At 46.4% G+C, this 19,668-nt stretch carries 16 protein-coding genes; all 16 read left to right on the forward strand.

Annotated features, from left to right (window positions below):
* Positions 1-2 precede the first annotated feature (2 nt).
* Positions 3-482: a GDP-mannose mannosyl hydrolase gene (locus ICA20_RS09280; protein WP_038641775.1), complete on the forward strand. Its 480-nt coding sequence runs from the start codon at positions 3-5 to the stop codon at positions 480-482.
* The gene (wcaI, locus tag ICA20_RS09285) at positions 479-1,705 is read left to right on the forward strand and encodes a colanic acid biosynthesis fucosyltransferase WcaI (protein WP_038641774.1); all 1,227 of its coding nucleotides are present in this window, start codon (positions 479-481) and stop codon (positions 1,703-1,705) included. Before ICA20_RS09280 ends, wcaI begins: the two co-directional genes overlap by 4 nt.
* Positions 1,705-3,141 (forward strand): mannose-1-phosphate guanyltransferase, encoded by a 1,437-nt coding sequence (gene cpsB / locus ICA20_RS09290; RefSeq protein ID WP_038641772.1) that lies wholly within the window; start codon positions 1,705-1,707, stop codon positions 3,139-3,141. Before wcaI ends, cpsB begins: the two co-directional genes overlap by 1 nt.
* 130 nt (positions 3,142-3,271) lie before the next feature.
* Positions 3,272-4,642 (forward strand): colanic acid biosynthesis phosphomannomutase CpsG, encoded by a 1,371-nt coding sequence (gene cpsG / locus ICA20_RS09295; protein ID WP_038641770.1) that lies wholly within the window; start codon positions 3,272-3,274, stop codon positions 4,640-4,642.
* Positions 4,643-4,696: 54 nt separating this feature from the next.
* A complete protein-coding gene (gene wcaJ / locus ICA20_RS09300) occupies positions 4,697-6,091 on the forward strand; it encodes an undecaprenyl-phosphate glucose phosphotransferase (RefSeq protein ID WP_038641768.1) in 1,395 nt (464 codons plus the stop codon).
* Between the two features lies 1 nt (position 6,092).
* Positions 6,093-7,571 carry a colanic acid undecaprenyl disphosphate flippase WzxC gene (gene wzxC, locus ICA20_RS09305; RefSeq protein ID WP_038641766.1) on the forward strand — a complete coding sequence of 493 codons (1,479 nt, stop codon included), beginning with the start codon at positions 6,093-6,095 and terminating at the stop codon, positions 7,569-7,571.
* A 23-nt stretch (positions 7,572-7,594) separates the two neighbouring features.
* On the forward strand, positions 7,595-8,875 hold the full coding sequence (gene wcaK / locus ICA20_RS09310) for a colanic acid biosynthesis pyruvyl transferase WcaK (RefSeq protein WP_038641764.1): 1,281 nt from the start codon (positions 7,595-7,597) through the stop codon (positions 8,873-8,875).
* Positions 8,872-10,092, forward strand: coding sequence for a colanic acid biosynthesis glycosyltransferase WcaL (gene wcaL / locus ICA20_RS09315; protein WP_038641762.1), 1,221 nt, complete (start codon positions 8,872-8,874; stop codon positions 10,090-10,092). The genes wcaK and wcaL overlap by 4 nt, the downstream gene beginning before the upstream one ends.
* 11 nt (positions 10,093-10,103) lie before the next feature.
* Positions 10,104-11,498, forward strand: coding sequence for a colanic acid biosynthesis protein WcaM (wcaM, locus tag ICA20_RS09320; protein ID WP_038641760.1), 1,395 nt, complete (start codon positions 10,104-10,106; stop codon positions 11,496-11,498).
* Between the two features lie 148 nt (positions 11,499-11,646).
* Positions 11,647-12,642 (forward strand): SDR family oxidoreductase, encoded by a 996-nt coding sequence (locus ICA20_RS09325; RefSeq protein ID WP_038641758.1) that lies wholly within the window; start codon positions 11,647-11,649, stop codon positions 12,640-12,642.
* A 239-nt stretch (positions 12,643-12,881) separates the two neighbouring features.
* Positions 12,882-13,775 (forward strand): GalU regulator GalF, encoded by an 894-nt coding sequence (gene galF, locus ICA20_RS09330; RefSeq protein WP_038641757.1) that lies wholly within the window; start codon positions 12,882-12,884, stop codon positions 13,773-13,775.
* Positions 13,776-14,145: 370 nt separating this feature from the next.
* Positions 14,146-15,162, forward strand: a complete 1,017-nt coding sequence (locus ICA20_RS09335) for a glycosyltransferase (protein ID WP_038641755.1) — start codon at positions 14,146-14,148, stop codon at positions 15,160-15,162.
* A gap of 240 nt (positions 15,163-15,402) precedes the next feature.
* Positions 15,403-16,644: an oligosaccharide flippase family protein gene (locus tag ICA20_RS09340; protein WP_038641753.1), complete on the forward strand. Its 1,242-nt coding sequence runs from the start codon at positions 15,403-15,405 to the stop codon at positions 16,642-16,644.
* A gap of 36 nt (positions 16,645-16,680) precedes the next feature.
* Positions 16,681-17,706 (forward strand): EpsG family protein, encoded by a 1,026-nt coding sequence (locus ICA20_RS09345; protein ID WP_179957928.1) that lies wholly within the window; start codon positions 16,681-16,683, stop codon positions 17,704-17,706.
* Between the two features lie 36 nt (positions 17,707-17,742).
* Positions 17,743-18,534 carry a glycosyltransferase family 2 protein gene (locus ICA20_RS09350; protein ID WP_038641749.1) on the forward strand — a complete coding sequence of 264 codons (792 nt, stop codon included), beginning with the start codon at positions 17,743-17,745 and terminating at the stop codon, positions 18,532-18,534.
* Positions 18,531-19,628 carry a glycosyltransferase gene (locus ICA20_RS09355; protein WP_038641747.1) on the forward strand — a complete coding sequence of 366 codons (1,098 nt, stop codon included), beginning with the start codon at positions 18,531-18,533 and terminating at the stop codon, positions 19,626-19,628. The genes ICA20_RS09350 and ICA20_RS09355 overlap by 4 nt, the downstream gene beginning before the upstream one ends.
* Positions 19,629-19,668 lie beyond the last annotated feature (40 nt).

Genomic DNA, 19,668 nt, shown 5'->3' on the forward strand with positions numbered 1-19,668 from the left:
GCATGTTTTTACGTCATGAGGATTTTGCCACCGTCGTACGTTCAACCCCGCTGATTTCTATCGACTTGATCGTGGAAAACGCCGAGGGGGAGTTTCTGCTCGGTAAGCGTCTCAATCGTCCGGCGCAGGGCTACTGGTTCGTTCCCGGCGGTCGTGTGCAAAAAGATGAATCGCTACATGCGGCTTTTGAACGGCTGACTGAAGCTGAGTTGGGGTTGCGTCTACCGCTGTCCGCCGCTGAGTTTTATGGTGTCTGGCAGCACTTCTATGACGACAACTTTTCCGGGGATGATTTCTCAACGCATTACATCGTGCTGGGATTTCGTCTGCGCGTATCAGAAAACGACCTGCAACTGCCTGATGCACAACATGATGCCTACCGCTGGCTGGCGGCGACAGAGATTCAGGCCAGTGACAGCGTACACGCCAACAGCCGGGCTTACTTCTGCCAGGCAAGTCAGAGCGGAGTACCAGGGCTATGAAGATCCTGGTGTATGGCATTAACTACTCGCCGGAGCTGACCGGTATCGGCAAGTACACCGGTGAAATGGTGGAGTGGATGGCGCAACAAGGTCATGACGTGCGGGTGATCACCGCACCGCCTTATTATCCGCAATGGAAAGTTAATGGTCGCTATTCATCCTGGCGCTATCGTCGCGAGGAGGGGGATGCCACCGTCTGGCGTTGTCCGCTGTATGTGCCTGAGCAACCCTCAACGCTCAAGCGTCTGCTGCATTTGGGCAGTTTCGCCCTGAGCAGTTTCTTCCCGCTGCTGGCGCAACGTCGCTGGAAGCCGGATCGCATCATCGGCGTGGTGCCGACGCTGTTTTGTACGCCGGGGATGCGCTTGCTGGCAAAACTCAGCGGCGCGCGCACGCTGCTGCACATTCAGGATTATGAAGTCGATGCCATGTTGGGACTTGGCATGGCAGGCAAAGGTAAGCGCGGTATGGTGGCGAAATTGGCCAGCGTGTTTGAACGCAGTGGTTTGCACAACGTGGACAATATTTCGACGATTTCCCGTTCCATGATGCGCAAAGCCATGGAAAAAGGCGTTGCGCCACGCAAGGTTATTTTCTTTCCTAACTGGTCGGAAGTGGCGCGCTTTCGTGACGTGACCGACGCCGATGCTTTGGCGTTGCGCCAGAAACTGGGATTGCCCGCGGATCAAAAAATCATTCTCTACTCGGGCAATATCGGTGAAAAGCAGGGGCTTGAGAGCGTCATCGACGCGGCGGCCCAGTTGAGTGAGCAACCCTGGCTGTTTGCGATCGTCGGACAGGGCGGGGGCAAAGCGCGACTGGAGACTATGGTCAGCGAACGCGACCTGCGCAACGTAATGTTCTTTCCGCTGCAATCTTATGAAGCGCTGCCTGCGCTGCTCAAGCTCGCGGACTGTCATCTGGTCGTACAAAAGCGTGGCGCGGCGGATGCAGTACTGCCGTCCAAACTGACTAATATCCTCGCCGTTGGCGGTAACGCGGTGATTACCGCTGAGCCTGAGACCGAATTGGGTCAGTTGTGTGACGCTCATCCTGGCATCGCGGTGTGTGTCGAGCCGGAATCAGTCAATGCGCTGGTTGGCGGGATTCAACAGGCGCTAACCATGCCAAAAGTTAACACGGTGGCACGTGAGTATGCCGAACGCACGTTGGATAAAGAAAACGTGCTGAATCAATTTATTGCTGATATTCGGGGTACATGATGAGTCAAAACAAACTCTTTCCGGTAGTCATGGCCGGTGGCTCGGGTAGTCGTTTATGGCCGCTGTCCCGCGTACTGTATCCAAAGCAGTTCCTGTGTCTGAAAGGCGATCTCACCATGTTGCAGACGACGATTTGCCGTCTGAACGGTGTGGAGTGCGAAAGCCCGGTTGTTATCTGTAATGAACAACACCGTTTTATCGTTGCGGAACAGTTACGGCAACTGCACAAACTGACCGAGAACATTATTCTCGAACCAGCCGGACGCAACACTGCACCAGCCATAGCGCTGGCTGCGCTGGCGGCAAAACGTCAGTGTCCGGGTGACGATCCGTTGCTACTTGTGCTGGCGGCCGATCATATGATTGCCGACGAAGAGGCATTTCGCGAAGCGGTTCGCAATGCGATGCCGTATGCCAGTGCGGGTAAGCTGGTGACGTTTGGTATCGTCCCGGACCAACCGGAGACTGGCTACGGCTATATCCGTCGAGGCGAGGTTTCACCGTCGAATACTGACGCGGTGGCTTTTGAGGTCGCGCAGTTTGTTGAAAAACCTAATCTGGAAACCGCACAGGCGTATGTGGCAAGCGGCGACTACTACTGGAACAGCGGGATGTTCCTGTTCCGGGCAGGCCGTTACCTGGAAGAATTGAAAAAGTATCGTCCCGATATTCTTGAGGCCTGCGAAAACGCCATGAGCACCGTCGACCCCGATCTCGATTTTATTCGCGTTGATGAACAGGCGTTTCTCGCCTGCCCGGAAGAGTCTGTGGACTATGCGGTAATGGAACGTACGGCCGATGCGGTGGTGATGCCTATGAATGCAGGCTGGAGCGATGTCGGCTCCTGGTCATCATTGTGGGAAATCAGCGCCCATACTGCTGAAGGTAATGTGCATCACGGCGATGTCATTAGCCACAAAACGGAAAACAGCTACGTCTATGCCGAATCCGGGTTGGTGACGACCGTTGGGGTGAAAGATCTGGTGGTGGTGCAGACCAAAGACGCGGTACTGATTGCCGATCGCAACGCGGTACAGGATGTCAAAAAAGTGGTGGAGAAAATTAAAGCTGACGGGCGCCATGAGCACCACATTCACCGCGAAGTTTATCGTCCGTGGGGCAAATATGACTCCATTGATGCCGGAGACCGTTACCAGGTCAAGCGAATTACCGTCAAGCCTGGCGAGGGATTGTCCGTGCAGATGCATCATCATCGGGCTGAGCACTGGGTTGTGGTTGCAGGTACCGCGAAAGTGACAATTAATGATGATATCAAACTGCTCGCTGAAAACGAGTCTGTCTATATTCCGCTGGGAGCGACCCACTGTCTGGAGAACCCCGGAAAAATCCCGCTCGATCTGATTGAAGTACGCTCCGGATCTTACCTCGATGAGGATGATGTGGTGCGGTTTGCGGACAGATACGGGCGCGCCTGATGCCGGATGTGCTTATCCGGCCTGCAACAGCGTAGGCTCGGTAAGGGAAGCGCACCGGGCAATGCATTAACACTTATTAAAAAGGCTCACTAAGAGTCAGGGCCTCCTGTTGCCTGAAAAAGGGTAAATCATGACAAAACTGACCTGTTTTAAAGCGTATGACATCCGCGGCCGACTGGGCGAAGAGTTAAATGAAGAGATTGCGTGGCGTATTGGCCGCGCTTACGGCGAGTTTCTGCAGCCGAAAACCATCGTCCTCGGCGGCGATGTCCGCCTGACCAGCGAGGCGCTGAAGCTGGCACTGGCGAAAGGCCTGCAGGATGCAGGGGTGGATGTGCTGGATATTGGCATGTCGGGCACCGAAGAGATTTATTTCGCCACTTTCCATCTTGGCGTTGATGGCGGCATTGAAGTGACCGCCAGCCATAATCCGCTGGATTACAACGGCATGAAGCTGGTGCGGGAAGGGGCACGGCCCATCAGCGGTGATACCGGTCTGCGCGACGTGCAGCGTCTGGCGGAAGCGAATGACTTCCCGGCGGTTGATGAGAGCAAACGTGGCCGCTACCAGCGGATCAATCCTCGCGATGCCTACATCGACCACCTGCTGGGTTACATCAATCCCGGCAACCTGAAACCGATGAAGCTGGTGCTCAATGCCGGTAACGGCGCGGCAGGCCCGGTGGTGGACGCCATTGAAGCCCGTTTTAAGGCGCTGGGCGTGCCGGTCGAGTTCATCAAAATTCACAACACGCCGGATGGCAATTTCCCCAACGGTATTCCCAATCCTCTGCTGCCGGAGTGCCGGGCAGACACGCGTAACGCGGTGATTGCACACGGTGCGGATATGGGGATTGCCTTTGACGGGGATTTTGACCGCTGCTTCCTGTTTGATGAAAAAGGCCAGTTTATAGAAGGGTACTACATTGTCGGTCTGCTGGCGGAAGCGTTTCTGGAGAAGAATCCGGGGGCGAAAATTATCCACGACCCGCGCCTGTCCTGGAACACCGTGGATGTGGTGACGGCGGCAGGCGGTAAACCGGTGATGTCAAAAACCGGACACGCGTTTATTAAAGAGCGGATGCGCCATGAAGATGCCATTTACGGCGGCGAGATGAGCGCGCATCACTATTTCCGCGACTTTGCGTACTGCGACAGTGGGATGATCCCGTGGCTGCTGGTGGCGGAGCTGCTGTGTCTGAAAGGACAGTCGCTGGGCGAACTGGTCCGTGACCGGATGGCGGCATATCCGGCGAGTGGCGAAATAAACAGCACGCTGGCGGATCCGACGGCAGCGATAGCGCGGGTGGAGCAGCACTTTTCCCGGGAAGCGCTGACGGTGGACAGAACGGATGGCATCAGCATGTCGTTTGTCGACTGGCGCTTCAATTTACGCTCTTCCAATACCGAACCGGTGGTGCGCCTGAACGTGGAATCGCGCGGAGATATTCCGTTGATGGAAGCGCGAACGCGCACTCTTCTGGCGTTGCTGAATCAGTAATGCCGGTGCTTCCTTTGCCCGGTTATGGGCCAAAGGCGACTAACAGGAACCACGATGACACATCTAAAGAAGCGCGAACGCGCCAAAACCAATGCGTCGTTAATTTCGATGGTGCAACGTTTTTCGGATATCACCATCATGTTTGGCGGGCTATGGGTAATCTGCGAATTAAGCGGTTTGCCTTTCCTGTACATGCACTTGCTGGTGGCGTTGATCACGCTGGTGGTTTTTCAGATGCTCGGCGGGATAACGGATTTTTATCGCTCATGGCGCGGCGTCAAAATATCCACTGAGCTGGTGCTGTTGCTGCAAAACTGGACGCTGAGCCTGATTTTTAGCGCAGGTTTAATTGCCTTTAATAACGATTTCGATAACCGTCTTGCGGTCTGGCTGGCGTGGTATCTGCTGTCAAGCGTGGGTCTGGTGTTGAGCCGTTCGTTTATTCGCTACGGTGCGGGATGGCTGCGTAATCGCGGTTACAACACCCGCCGGGTAGCGGTGGCAGGCAACCTGCCCGCCGGGCAAATGCTACTGGACAGCTTTCGCCATGAACCGTGGCTGGGGTTTGAAGTAGCCGGTGTCTATCACGATCCTGTTCCAGGGAAAAACTCCCGCGACTGGGCCGGGAATCTGCAACAACTGGTGGATGACGCTAAAGCTTCACGCATTCATAACGTCTATATCGCTATGTCGATGAACGATGGCGCCAGTGTGAAAAAACTGGTGCGCGATCTGGCCGACACGACCTGCTCAGTGATCCTCATCCCCGATGTCTTTACCTTCAACATCCTGCATTCACGGATTGAAGAGATGAACGGTGTTCCGGTGGTGCCGCTGTATGACACGCCGCTCTCGGGCATTAACCGTCTGTTGAAGCGTGCGGAAGATATCGTGCTGGCCTCGCTGATCCTGCTGCTGATTTCCCCGGTGCTGTGTGGCATTGCGTTACTGGTGAAACTGACCTCAAAAGGACCGGTAATTTTCCGCCAGACCCGTTACGGCATGGATGGGAAGCCGATCAAAGTCTGGAAGTTTCGTTCAATGAAAGTGATGGAAAACGACGCGGTGGTGACGCAGGCGACGCAAAACGACCCACGCGTGACGCCGGTGGGGAATTTTCTGCGCCGGACGTCGCTGGATGAGTTACCGCAGTTTATTAACGTGCTGACGGGAGGGATGTCTATCGTCGGGCCACGTCCGCACGCGGTGGCGCATAACGAACAGTACCGCCAACTGATTGAGGGTTACATGTTACGTCATAAGGTGAAGCCGGGCATTACCGGTTGGGCACAAATCAACGGCTGGCGGGGGGAAACCGATACGCTGGAAAAAATGGAAAAACGTGTGGAATTTGACCTCGAATATATTCGCGAGTGGAGCTTATGGTTCGATATCAAAATTGTTTTTCTGACGATATTTAAAGGCTTTGTGAACAAAGCGGCGTATTAACATGAGCTTACGAGAAAAAACGCTGAATGGCGCGAAGTGGTCGGCAATTGCCACGGTGATCATTATTGGCCTCGGACTTATCCAGATGACCGTCCTGGCGCGGATTATTGATAATCACCAGTTCGGGTTGTTGACTGTGGCGCTGGTGATCATTGCGCTGGCCGACACGTTGTCTGACTTTGGCATTGCCAACTCCATTATTCAGCGCAAAGAGATTGGCTACCTTGAACTGACCACCTTGTACTGGCTCAATGTCGGACTCGGTATTGTGGTATGCGTGACGATGTTTCTGCTTAGCGAGACAATTGCCAACGTACTCAATAACCCCGAACTGGCTCCGCTCATCAAAACGTTATCACTGGCGTTTGTGGTGATACCGCACGGCCAGCAGTTTCGCGCGCTGATGCAAAAAGAACTGGCCTTTAACAAAATCGGCATGATTGAGACCAGTTCGGTGCTGGCCGGCTTTACCTTTACCGTGGTGAGCGCCCATTTCTGGCCGCTCGCGCTGACGGCTATTCTTGGGTATCTGGTGAACAGTACGCTACGTACGCTGCTGTTCGGCTATTTTGGTCGCCAGATTTACCGTCCGGGGCTGCATTTCTCGCTGGCTTCCGTTTCGTCAAACCTACGTTTCGGCGCATGGCTGACGGCGGATAGCATTATTAATTATATCAATACCAATCTTTCTACGCTGGTGCTGGCCAGAACGTTGGGGGCAAGCGTCGCGGGGGGATTCAATCTTGCCTGGAACGTGGCGGTTGTACCGCCAATCAAACTGAACCCGATCATTACCCGCGTTCTGTTTCCGGCGTTTGCCAAAATTCAGGACGACAGCGAAAAATTGCGGGTGAATTTTTACAAACTACTGTCGGTTGTCGGGATCATCAATTTTCCGGCGCTGCTGGGATTAATGGTGGTATCGAACAATCTGGTGCCGCTGGTATTTGGCGAGAAGTGGAACGGTATTGTCCCCGTCCTGCAATTGTTGTGCATTGTCGGGCTACTGCGCTCTGTCGGGAATCCGATCGGTTCACTGCTGATGGCGAAGGCGCGGGTTGATATCAGCTTCAAATTCAATGTGTTCAAAACCTTTCTGTTTATTCCGGCCATTTTCATCGGTGGACATCTGGCGGGGGCGACAGGCGTGACGCTGGGCTTTTTGCTGGTTCAGGTGATTAACACCATCCTCAGTTATTTCGTGATGATCAAACCTGTTCTGGGTTCCAGCTACCGTCAGTACATGCTCAGTCTGTGGCTACCGTTGTATCTCTCCTTGCCAACCGTTGTTGTGAGCTATGCGCTGGGTTTTACCCTGCGCAACCAACTGCCGTTAAGCGCGGTGCTGGGGTTGCAAATCGCGGCGGGAACGCTGGCGTTTGCGGTGATGATTGTGCTGTCGCGCCACCCGCTGGTGGTGGAAATAAAACGCCAGCTCTGTCGCAGTGAAAAAATGAAAACCTTGCTCCGTGCAGGATAAGAACAACGCTTTAAGAGGTCATAATGAAACTATTAATTTTGGGCAACCATACCTGCGGGAACCGAGGGGATAGCGCTATTCTGCGCGGTTTGCTGGATGCCATTAACGCGCAGCGTCCCGAGACTGAAGTCGATGTTATGAGCCGCTACCCGGTAAGCTCCTCATGGTTACTCAATCGTCCGGTGATGGGCGATCCGTTATATTCGCAGATGAAGCAACACAACAACGCCGCGGGCGTGATGGGTCGGGTGAAGAAAGTCTTGCGCCGTCGCTATCAGCACCAGGTGCTGCTCTCGCGCGTCACCGACTCCGGTAATCTGCGCAACATCGCTATCGCCCAGGGATTTACCGATTTTGCCCGTTTACTGTCGCGCTATGACGCCATCATCCAGGTCGGCGGATCGTTTTTTGTTGATTTGTATGGCGTGCCGCAGTTCGAACATGCCCTGTGTTCATTTATGGCGAAAAAACCGCTGTACATGATTGGGCACAGCGTGGGGCCATTCCAGGATGAGCAGTTTAATCAACTGGCAAACTACGTTTTTGGCCACTGTAACGCGCTGATTTTGCGCGAATCAGTTAGTCTGGAACTGATGAAACGCAGCGCAATAACCACGGAAAAGGTAGAGGCAGGCGTGGATACCGCCTGGCTGGTCGACAATCATCATGAGGATTTTGAGCCAGGCTATGCCGTACAGCACTGGTTGCAAATGGTGGCAAAGCAGAAGACTGTGGCCATTACTTTGCGTGAGCTGGCGCCCTTTGATAAGCGTCTGGGGACGACGCAACAGGCTTATGAACAAGCCTTTGCCGGGGTAGTGAACCGCATTCTCGATGAAGGGTACCAGGTAATAGCGTTGTCAACCTGTACCGGTATCGATAGTTACAACAAAGATGATCGTATGGTGGCGTTGAACCTGCGTCAGCATGTTAACGACCCAGCCCGTTATCATGTGGTAATGGATGAACTCAACGACCTTGAGATGGGAAAAATTCTCGGGGCATGCGACCTGACGGTGGGCACTCGCCTGCACTCAGCTATCATTTCGATGAATTTTATGACGCCCGCCATCGCCATTAACTATGAGCATAAATCGGCAGGGATCATGCAGCAACTGGGGCTACCGGAGATGGCCGTCGATATACGCCATTTGCTGGATGGCAGCCTCGAGGGCAAAGTCGCCGATATTCTCGGACAGCTTCCTGACCTGAACATACGGGTAGGGGACGCGGTTATGCTTGAACGCGAACGTGGGGTGCGTATGGTGCAGTCGGTATTAACGCGCATTGAGGGGGAAAAATGAAGATTGGTTTTTTCCTGCTTAAATTTCCACTCTCCTCAGAGACCTTCGTATTAAATCAGATCACTGCGTTCATCGATATGGGCTATGAGGTGGAGATTGTCGCGATGCATAAGGGCGATCTTGAAAATACGCATGCCTCATTTAATACCTACCAATTGGGCGACAAAACGCGCTGGCTGCTGAATGAACCGGACGGCAAACTGGCAAAGCTGAAATTCAGGGCGGCGGCTGCATTGCAGGGCATCACCCGCGCAGCCACCTGGAAAGCGCTGAATATCTCTCGCTATGGCGACGAGGCGCGCAATTTGATTTTGGCGGCTATTTGCGGTGGGAATCCACTGGCATTTCAGGCGGATGTCTTTATTGCGCACTTTGGCCCGGCAGGCGTGACGGCTGCCAAACTGCGTGAGCTGGGAATGATCCGCGGGAAAATAGCCACGGTATTTCATGGTGTTGATGTTTCGCACCGGGATGTATTGGCCCGCTATACCTCCGAATATCAGCAACTGTTTCAGCGCGGTGACTTGATGCTGCCCATCAGCAATCTCTGGGCCGGACGTTTAAAAAACATGGGATGTCCGCCGCAGAAAATTGCCGTCTCGCGTATGGGAATCGATATGACGCGCTTTACCCCGCGGCAACTGAAATTGCCAGCCGCGCCGTTGGAGATTATTTCTGTCGCGCGCTTAACCGAGAAAAAAGGGCTGCACGTCGCCATCGAAGCCTGTCGGCAGTTGAAAGAGCAGGGCGTCTTATTTCGCTATCGCATTCTTGGCATTGGTCCCTGGGAACGTCGTCTGCGGACGCTGATCGAACAATACCAACTCGATGATGTGATTGAGATGCCCGGCTTTAAACCCAGTCATCAGGTGAAGGAGATGCTTGAGCAAGCAGATGTATTTCTGCTGCCTTCGATTACCGGCAGGGATGGCGATATGGAGGGGATCCCGGTAGCGCTGATGGAGGCGATGGCGGTGGGGATCCCGGTCATTTCGACGGTTCATAGCGGGATCCCTGAGCTGGTGGAGTCGGGTAAATCTGGCTGGCTGGCACCGGAAAACGATGCCCAGGCGTTGGCTGAACGGTTAGCGGCATTCAGCCTGCTCGACAGTGAACAGGTGCAGCCGATTGTGCAATGCGCGCGAGAAAAAATTGAAGCTGAATTTAATCAGTTAGCGATCAATAAACAGTTAGCCAGCCTGCTGCAAACGATGTAAATCGAGGTTGTATGTCAGAGAAAAAACTCTCACGTCGTAGTTTTCTGGCGGCAGGCTCTGCGCTTGTCATGCTGCACTCTCCCATTAGCCGGGCGCTTGAATCATCTGGCAGCGTCAATATTCAGGATTACAACCCGAAGGATTGGGTCGCATCTTTCAGGCAGGCATTCACGGAAGGGCAAACGGTAGTCGTACCCGAAGGGCTGGAATGTAAGAATATCAATACCGCGATTGTTATTCCGCCAGGCAAAACGCTATCCGTTCAAGGCCGCATCAGCGGCAATGGGCGTGGGCGCTTTGTTCTGCAGGATGGATGCAAGGTCATGGGCGAGCAGGGCGGTAGCCTGAGAAACGTTACTCTCGATGTGCGGGGTTCGGACTGCGTGATAAAAGGGATTGCCATGAGTGGTTTTGCTCCGGTGACGCAAATCTACATTGGCGGCAAAACCTCAAGGCTGATGCGCAATCTGACGATCGATGATATTACCGTTACGCGCGCTAACTATGGGATCCTGCGTCAGGGCTTTCATAACCGCATGGACGGCGTAAAGATCACGAACAGTCGTTTTAGCGATTTGCAGGGTGACGCTATCGAGTGGAATGTGGCGATAAATGACAGCAATATCCTCATTTCTGATCATGTTATCGAACGTATCAACTGTACTAACGGCAATGTGAACTGGGGTATCGGTATCGGGCTGGCGGGGAGTACTTATGACAATAGCTATCCCGAGGAACTGGCGGTAAAAAACTTTGTGGTGGCGAACATCACCGGTTCCGACTGCCGACAGTTAGTCCATGTGGAGAACGGCAAACATTTTGTCATTCGTAATATTACCGCGCGAAATATCACTCCGGATTTCAGTAAGAAAGCGGGCATTGATAATGCAACGGTCGCGATTTATGGGTGTGATAATTTCGTTATTGATAATATCAATATGGAGAATAGCGCCGGTATGCTCATCGGCTATGGCGTCATCAAAGGACGATATTTATCCATTCCGCAAAACTTTAAATTAAATAATATTCATCTGGATAACTCAAAACTGGAATACAAATTACGCGGCATGCAGATATCCTCGGGCAATGCCACGTCATTTGTGGCCATCACTAATGTGGCGATGAAGCGGGCCACGCTGGAGTTGCACAACCAACCGCAACACCTTTTCTTACGTAACATCAAGGTCATGCAGCAATCCACGACGGGACCTGCGCTAAAGATGCATTTTGATCTGCGCCAGGATGTACGCGGTAAATTTATGGCTAAACAGGATACCTTGCTATCGCTGGCGAATATCCATGCAGTAAACGAAACCGGGCAAAGTTCAGTTGACATTGACCGTATAAACCATCAGGTGGTTAATGTTGAAGCGGTGAATTTCCGACTACCGGGACAGGGGAGGTAACCCCACCATAATCTTACTGGATATCATTGGCTAAAAGATTATAATCTCTCGATTACTGTTAAAGCTGGGGCTGGGCGGCGTTGACTACTCAGGGAAGATGCTCATCTTTATCATATGATTCTTGTATTTTGAACAGACAAAGTGATTTATGAACGATAAAGTTTTGCTCATTGGTGCCTCCGGATTCGTGGGGACCAGACTCCTTGAAACGACTGTTGCTGATTTTGATATCAAGAATCTGGATAAACAGCAGAGTCATTTCTATCCGCAGATCACCCAAATTGGCGATGTTCGCGATCAACAAATACTGGATCAGGCGCTTTCTGGCTATGACACAGTCGTTTTGTTAGCGGCTGAACACCGTGATGATGTCAGTCCAACTTCACTCTACTATGACGTGAATGTTCAGGGGACGCGCAATGTATTGGCTGCTATGGAGAAAAATGATGTAAAGAATATCATTTTCACCAGTTCTGTCGCGGTCTATGGCCTGAATAAAACTAATCCTGATGAAAATCATCCGCACGACCCTTTCAACCATTACGGTAAAAGTAAGTGGCAAGCGGAAGAGGTCCTCCGTGAATGGCATGCTAAAGCGCCTGACGAGCGTTCGCTGACTATTATTCGTCCAACCGTTATCTTTGGTGAGCGCAACCGCGGCAACGTTTATAACCTGCTCAAGCAGATTGCAGGCGGTAAGTTTATGATGGTTGGGGCTGGTACGAATTATAAATCAATGGCTTATGTGGGTAATATTGTTGAGTTTATCAAATATAAACTGAAGAATGTTGCAGCTGGTTACGAGGTTTATAATTATGTTGATAAGCCCGATCTCAATATGAATCAATTGGTTACGGAAGTCGAACAGAGCTTAAGTAAAAAAATCCCCTCAGCACACTTACCTTACGCCTTAGGCATGTTAGGCGGTTATTGCTTTGATATTTTGGGCAAAGTGACCGGTAAAAAATATGCAGTCAGCTCTGTGCGCGTGAAGAAATTCTGTGCCACAACGCAATTTGATGCAACGAAAGTCCACTCATCAGGTTTTGTGGCGCCGTACACGCTATCTCAGGGGTTGGACCGCACCTTAAAATACGAATTTTTGCATGATAAGAAAGATGACATTACGTTCGTCTCTGAGTGATTATTTTTGCGGTTAACATCCGGGACGTAGTTAGCAATGATTTTTCGGAAACGGTATAATAAATGGTGATTTCAGCACGTTTCCGAAGAATCCGAGTTCACCTCTGTGCTGGTGAAGTGTAGTGTTTGCATTCGGTTTACCTTAACCAGTCAGTTTGGCGTTAAGGATGGAGCCAGCAATACTGGCTAACATACGGCTAAAGTCTATACTTTATCAGCCGTTAAGAGGTAGGAGATAGAATGACTAACTTGAAAGCAGTTATCCCGGTAGCGGGCCTGGGGATGCACATGTTGCCTGCCACGAAGGCAATCCCTAAAGAGATGCTGCCGATCGTAGACAAGCCGATGATTCAATACATTGTCGACGAGATTGTAGCTGCTGGCATTAAAGAAATCGTTCTGGTAACGCATGCGTCAAAGAATGCAGTAGAAAACCACTTCGATACATCTTATGAACTCGAATCGTTGCTTGAGCAGCGCGTCAAGCGCCAGTTGCTGGCTGAAGTGCAGTCCATCTGTCCTCCAGGCGTGACTATCATGAACGTTCGCCAGGCGCAATTACTCGGTCTTGGTCATTCAATTCTTTGTGCTCGCCCAATTATCGGGGACAACCCGTTCGTCGTCGTATTACCGGACGTCGTTCTCGATACCGCAAGTGCGGACCCTCTGCGCTACAATCTGGCAGCCATGGTTGCTCGTTTTAATGAAACCGGGCGCAGTCAGGTGCTGGCTAAGCGTATGGATGGCGATCTGTCCGAGTACTCGGTTATTCAGACCAAAGAGACTTTGGACAACGAAGGTAAAGTCAGCCGTATCATTGAATTCATTGAGAAACCAGATCAGCCGCAAACGCTGGATTCCGATCTGATGGCGGTAGGGCGCTATGTGCTTTCGGCTGATATTTGGTCTGAATTAGAGCATACACAACCTGGCGCGTGGGGACGTATTCAGTTAACAGATGCGATTGCAGAACTGGCGAAAAAACAGTCTGTCGATGCCATGTTAATGACGGGCGACAGTTACGACTGCGGTAAAAAAATGGGCTATATGCAGGCGTTCGTTAAGTATGGTTTGCGTAATCTGAAGGAAGGGGCGACGTTTCGTAAGAGTATTGAGAAACTATTAGGCGAATAGATCTCAAAGAGGTCCTTGCGAATAACCTTGAATAAACAAAGCGGTAGTGAACACTCCGAACCGTAGCCTGGCTGCGAAGGGGAGAGCACTACCGTTTTTTTTGTACAATTTCCTAAACAAAGTTGATTTAGGAAAAAACAGTAAGAATGTAGTATTCTTCTTGTTTAGTAAAGTATTCGATAAGAAAATTAAAGCTTGGCTTTACAATGCTCTATACATGAGCCAAACATTGACGAGATATGTGTAAGTATGCTGGTAGCTTTTGAGCCAGGGGCGGTAGCGTGCTTTAAGATGATGACCAAAAACTACAATAGATATTAGCAACATATCGGAATTATATAATCAACTAACCTTAATATTAAAAGAATACATGAAAAAAATAGCTTTTATAGTAACTAAGTCTGAAATTGGCGGAGCGCAGACTTGGACAAATGAGATGATGAAATTAGTTAAAAATGAAGCTTCTGTTTATTTAATAACCTCAGAGGACGGGTGGTTAACGGAACAGGGTAACTTCGATAAGCTCTTCATTTTACCTCAACTGAAAAAACACTTCAGTTTAATGGGGTACATTGCTTTACTTAAATATATAAGAAAGGAACATATTACAGTCATGGTAGCAAGTTCAGCGAATGCTGGTATTTACTCCAGAATGGCAAGATTTGTTTCCAGGTTTAAATGTATATATGTTTCACATGGCTGGTCATGTATATATAATGGAGGAGCTCTTAAATCTGTATTTATAAAAATAGAAAAATATCTGTCATATATAACGGATGTTATTTGGTGTGTATCCCAGAGTGATGAAGATAAAGCCAAAAAGATAATTGGGATTAATCGCTGTAAAATTACGACATTGACAAATTCAGTAATGCAAGTGAATGCGAAGGAATATGATGTCTGTCATAAGAAAATTATCTTTGTGGGTAGGCTTACATATCCCAAAAGACCTGATTTACTTATTAATGTTGTAGCAAAACATCCGGATATTAAATTGGACATAATTGGTGGAGGTGAATACCTAAATTCTTTAAAAGAAAGTAGCCAAAATTTCTCTAATATCAATTTTCTGGGGGAGGTAAAAGGTTTTAGTAACTATTCGGATTATGATCTTTTTGTGTTAATTTCTGATAGCGAAGGATTGCCAATGTCTGGTTTAGAAGCTCATACAGCGGGGATCCCACTTGTCTTAAGTAATGTTGGTGGATGTGGTGAGTTAATCGAAGGGAATGGTTTGCTTGTAGCCAATAATGAAGAGGATATTGAACGTAGCATCATAAGCATATTTGATAAATATGAAGATTTCTTACATAAGTCACGAGAAGTCAAAGGTAAGTTTGTATTCGATTCGTATGCAGAAAAATACAAAAAATTGATTCTTGAATGATTTTCATATTTTTATACAGTGATATTTAGAATAGTCATTCTATTTGGTGAAATTCCTGAGTTTATAACTATTTAATGTAACCCTCCAGCTATACTAATGGTCTCTTTTTGCCGCGCAATATTAATTTTTTCTGAGGGTTTTATCTGTTGCCATTTTATTATGGGCTTAGAGTTCATGGGTGTTTTTATGTAGGACCATTATTAGAATGATTATTACAACAAAATGATAGGCTGGTAGTATATGTTTAAGCGTGCTTTCTTTTCTTCAGATATTTTTAAAAATATCATATGGCTTATTGCTGAAAAAATGTACTTCGTTATTCTTGTTTTTCTTAGCGAAGCAATGATAAGTAGAAGCCTTGGTGTAACGGATTACGGTAAATGGGTTTACTCAGTAAACTGGGTGGTGGTTGTATCATCCGTAGCACTTGTCGCGGGTAGTGAAGTTCTGATTCCTGCATTAAGTCGCCATAAAAAAGTAGTAAGTGAACTTGTAAGCGCAGCTTTTCTCATAAGGATGATGGGAGCTATATTGGCTTTCATATTTATATGGTCATATGCTTCATTTTTCATTCTTGATGAGGAAATAAAACGGATACTATATTGTTTATCATTTGTTTTGCTATTAAATGAACCTTTTGGTGTTGTTACGAATTATTATCAATCTCTAATAAAGATAAAAAGGGCGGTACTAAGTCGTTGTATAGCTTTGGCTGTTCGTGTTTTTTTTGTTGTAATTGCTGTTCATACGGCAAATAACTATTATATATATATATCGCGAAGCGCAGAAACGTTGTCCCTGGCATTATTTTTGGGAGGGATTTTTTGGTTTTCTAAACTTAAAATATCGTTCAATCCAAAGATTTTGAAAATAGTATTTTTTAGGGGTATTAAACTATGGCTACCTCTCGTAACCATGATGATTTATCTTCGGGTTGACCGATTTTTTATCGAGCATTATTTATCGTATGATTATCTTGCAATTTATGGTGTATCTGTACAGTTTTTGGAGCAGGCCTTTTTACTTTTAAGTATTATTGTCCAGTCTGTAGCCCCGAGATATTTATTTGCAACAGTTGATCGTATAACATTAAAAATCAATGTTAAAAAGTGCATATGGGTTGTAGTTGCAGTTTCAGCTGCAATTCAACTTGGTTGCTTGTTAGTTTTGGATAAATTAATATTACTGATATTTGGTGTTAAATTTCAAATGTCAGCGCAAATGGCATTGATGTTGCTGCCAGCAATTACATGCTATGGCATAGACCTTGTTTTGATGCAAATTATGTATAGGCTAAGGGAGAATGGATTTATACTCTTCAAATGGACTTTTATGATGGTTTTGTCATGTACATCTTATTATATTTGGCTTGGTCTCATGGGGCAAAAAAGCATCTATGTTGTTTATAATTTGAACTATTTAATTATGGTGATTTTGACCTCTGTTTATTATACGATTCTAATGAGAAGAAAAAAATGCTAAAATCAAAGATGATTTTAAGGAACAATGGTCGATTACATGATTATTAATTCTATATTTATCATGGTTGCTTTCTTTTCTCTACTCGAACTATTCTGTAATAAAAAAAGTCTCACATTATTTCTAATTCCTTTAATCGCCATGGCCACATTGGTCAGTGTTAGAAGTATCGGTGGTACTGATTATGATGTATATAAATTATATTTTGAATCAATACCTGATGCCATTTATTCATATGGTATTGGTTATTATAGTTTAAACTATATTACAAAATATCTCTTTAATGATTTTAATATGCTAATCGCTATTTCTGGCATGAGTGCTGTTCTCATGCAGGGGTGGTATTTCTATAGAAATTCAGATAAACCAACTTTATGTTTGATGATGTTTTATGCAGTGGGTTTTATCTGGCTTGATATGGTTTTGATTAGACAGTCAATAGCTGCAGGTTTATTGTTGATTGCTGCAGACTGTTTCTTTAAAAGAAAAGTCATTTTGGCTATTATATCTATTATAGTTGCAACTATGTTCCATGAGGTTGCAATTATAATTGCGTTGGCAGGTGTTGTATTATATAAAATAGACTCAAAACATTATGTTAAGATTCTTCTTGTAAGTATTTTTTCATTATGGTGGCTGAAGATGGTTGTCGTCTATCTCAATCAGAGCATCCTTCATAATGGGAATATTGAGGCATACTTGAATGAACCATCTTTTATTAGTGGTTCTTTATTGATTGATTTTATTTTTACCTGTTTTATATATTTTCTATCAAGAAGTCAGAAAGGCCTTATACATGCCAAGGAATATAAAATATATCAGATTATAATTTTCCTTGGTATAGGTATATTAATTATTTCATATTTGTTACCTGTCATGGCTAGGTTAAGTGAATATATTAAATTTTTCTATATATTAATGACTGTGAGCTATATATCAAGGCAAGACAGGGCTGTAAATAAAATGCTTATATTTATAATTTTATTTATCTACTGTGTTGTTAGATTGAATCTTTTCTTAACACAGTTTGATGGCGGATTTATCTATAGATCTTATATTGCCTAGATAAATAATAATTTTGCGCTTTTAGAGGTGTCATTGATGATTACGGTATTAACACCAGCATATAATAGAGCCAGCACACTTGATAATTTGTATGAGTCACTACAACATCAAACCAGTAAAAATTTTGAGTGGGTTATTATTGATGATGGGAGTACTGACAATACTTTAGATAAAATTGAAAATTACAAGAAAAAAGCGGATTTTGAAATAATATCTGCTTCACAAGTTAATCAGGGAAAACCAAGTGCTATAAATCATGGGTGTAAACTTTCACGACGTGAGTTTATTTTCATTGTAGATAGTGATGATTGTTTAACTTATGATGCGATTGAATGGTTACTGAAAGGTATTTCTGAAGCTGAGATAAAAGGTATTGAATACTCAGGCGTTGGTTTCAGAAAAAGTGAATTTGATGGCACTCTATCGGGAATATCATTCGATGATAATCCACTTGATTATGCATTATATCTGAATGCGACTGATGCTTCTAATTTGCTTAAGGGGGAAATGGCATTTTGTTTCAAAAGGGATTTAATGCTGAAGATCCCATTTCCATTGCATGCCGGTGAAAAATTTGTACCTGAAGGTTTGATTTGGACACAGATTACGGATTTTGCCTGTGTACGATTCTATATCAATAAAGTTGTTTATCTTTATGACTATCTCGAAGATGGTCTTACTATGAATTTTAAAAAACAACTCAAAAATAATCATCAGGGGTTTTCCGATTATTACAAGAATCAATTTTTCCGTGAAAGGGAGTTTATTAAGAGAGTGAAGATGCTAATCAGATTTATTCAATGTAAGTATTATGGAATCTTAAAATGAAAATCATTCAGATGATCACTGGCCTGGGAATCGGTGGAGCCGAAAAAATAGTCAGTGATCTTTCAGATAAATTAGCAAAAAATAAGCATGAAGTTATAATTATTTCCTTGACTGGAGAGACATTAATGAAAATGCCCTCGGGAGTTAAGGTTATAGAAATGAACATGTCTAAGAACATACTTTCAATAATCAAAACATATTGGAGTGTTCGTCAAATTATAAAAAGGTTTAGCCCCGATGTTGTGCATAGTCATATGTTTCATGCTAATATCTTTGCACGCTTAATTCGTCTTACTTTACCTTTTAAAAGATTAATATCTACAGCGCATAGTAATAATGAAGGCGGCGCTTTGAGGATGTTTGCATACCGAATTACTGATTCGCTGGCTGAGTTATCTACTAATGTAAGTCAAAAAGCAGTTACCGAATTTCTGGCTAAAAAAGCATCGAAGCCTGGACGAATGATATCTATTTATAATGGTGTTGATATTCAAAAATTTTCATATTGTAATGAAAATCGCAATGTGAAAAGGAAATCTCTAAATATAGCTGATGATGCACGCTTAATCATGACTGTTGGAAGACTTACTCAGGCAAAAGACTATCCTAATCTACTTACTGCCTTTGCTGCGCTTGAGTGCAAACATTCTACTTATCTTGCAATAATAGGTGATGGTGAGCTTAATGCTAGTTTGAAGGAATTGGCTGTATCACTAAAAATTGATAAAAATATTATTTGGTTAGGTAAACAGAATAACATTGAGGAGTGGTTATCAGCATGTGATTTGTTTGTTTTGAGTTCTGTTTGGGAAGGTTTTGGCATTGTCCTTGCTGAAGCTATGGCGTGCTCCAGGGTTGTTATTGCTACAAATGTTGGTGGGGTTGAAGAGGTAATTGGTAATATAAATTATTTAGTTCCTCCATCAAGACCGGATTTGCTAATGCATAAAATATCAACAGTGTTGAGTTTAGACACTGAAGATCGTGTGCAAATTGGTATGATGAACAGAGAAAGAATTGAGCGAGAGTTTTCAATTGATAATATAGTGATGCTGTGGGAGTCTATCTACTTTGAAACAAGCGTGATTAACTAGAACTCTCTTAAACTATATTCACGTCACTAGCCTAAACGCC

Source organism: Citrobacter sp. C5_2 (assembly GCF_014596845.2).
GTDB classification, from domain to species: Bacteria; Pseudomonadota; Gammaproteobacteria; order Enterobacterales; family Enterobacteriaceae; genus Citrobacter; species Citrobacter werkmanii.

Bases quoted from the DNA above. Each gene is read 5' to 3' on its own strand.
- wzxC (WP_038641766.1), top strand. From the start codon at position 6,093: ATGAGCTTACGAGAAAAAACGCTGAATGGCGCGAAGTGGTCGGCAATT.
- ICA20_RS09350 (WP_038641749.1), top strand. From the start codon at position 17,743: ATGATTACGGTATTAACACCAGCATATAATAGAGCCAGCACACTTGAT.
- galF (WP_038641757.1), top strand. From the start codon at position 12,882: ATGACTAACTTGAAAGCAGTTATCCCGGTAGCGGGCCTGGGGATGCAC.
- cpsG (WP_038641770.1), top strand. From the start codon at position 3,272: ATGACAAAACTGACCTGTTTTAAAGCGTATGACATCCGCGGCCGACTG.
- ICA20_RS09355 (WP_038641747.1), top strand. From the start codon at position 18,531: ATGAAAATCATTCAGATGATCACTGGCCTGGGAATCGGTGGAGCCGAA.
- cpsB (WP_038641772.1), top strand. From the start codon at position 1,705: ATGAGTCAAAACAAACTCTTTCCGGTAGTCATGGCCGGTGGCTCGGGT.
- ICA20_RS09345 (WP_179957928.1), top strand. From the start codon at position 16,681: ATGATTATTAATTCTATATTTATCATGGTTGCTTTCTTTTCTCTACTC.
- wcaL (WP_038641762.1), top strand. From the start codon at position 8,872: ATGAAGATTGGTTTTTTCCTGCTTAAATTTCCACTCTCCTCAGAGACC.
- wcaJ (WP_038641768.1), top strand. From the start codon at position 4,697: ATGACACATCTAAAGAAGCGCGAACGCGCCAAAACCAATGCGTCGTTA.
- ICA20_RS09325 (WP_038641758.1), top strand. From the start codon at position 11,647: ATGAACGATAAAGTTTTGCTCATTGGTGCCTCCGGATTCGTGGGGACC.
- wcaK (WP_038641764.1), top strand. From the start codon at position 7,595: ATGAAACTATTAATTTTGGGCAACCATACCTGCGGGAACCGAGGGGAT.
- ICA20_RS09280 (WP_038641775.1), top strand. From the start codon at position 3: ATGTTTTTACGTCATGAGGATTTTGCCACCGTCGTACGTTCAACCCCG.
- wcaI (WP_038641774.1), top strand. From the start codon at position 479: ATGAAGATCCTGGTGTATGGCATTAACTACTCGCCGGAGCTGACCGGT.
- ICA20_RS09340 (WP_038641753.1), top strand. From the start codon at position 15,403: ATGTTTAAGCGTGCTTTCTTTTCTTCAGATATTTTTAAAAATATCATA.
- wcaM (WP_038641760.1), top strand. From the start codon at position 10,104: ATGTCAGAGAAAAAACTCTCACGTCGTAGTTTTCTGGCGGCAGGCTCT.
- ICA20_RS09335 (WP_038641755.1), top strand. From the start codon at position 14,146: ATGAAAAAAATAGCTTTTATAGTAACTAAGTCTGAAATTGGCGGAGCG.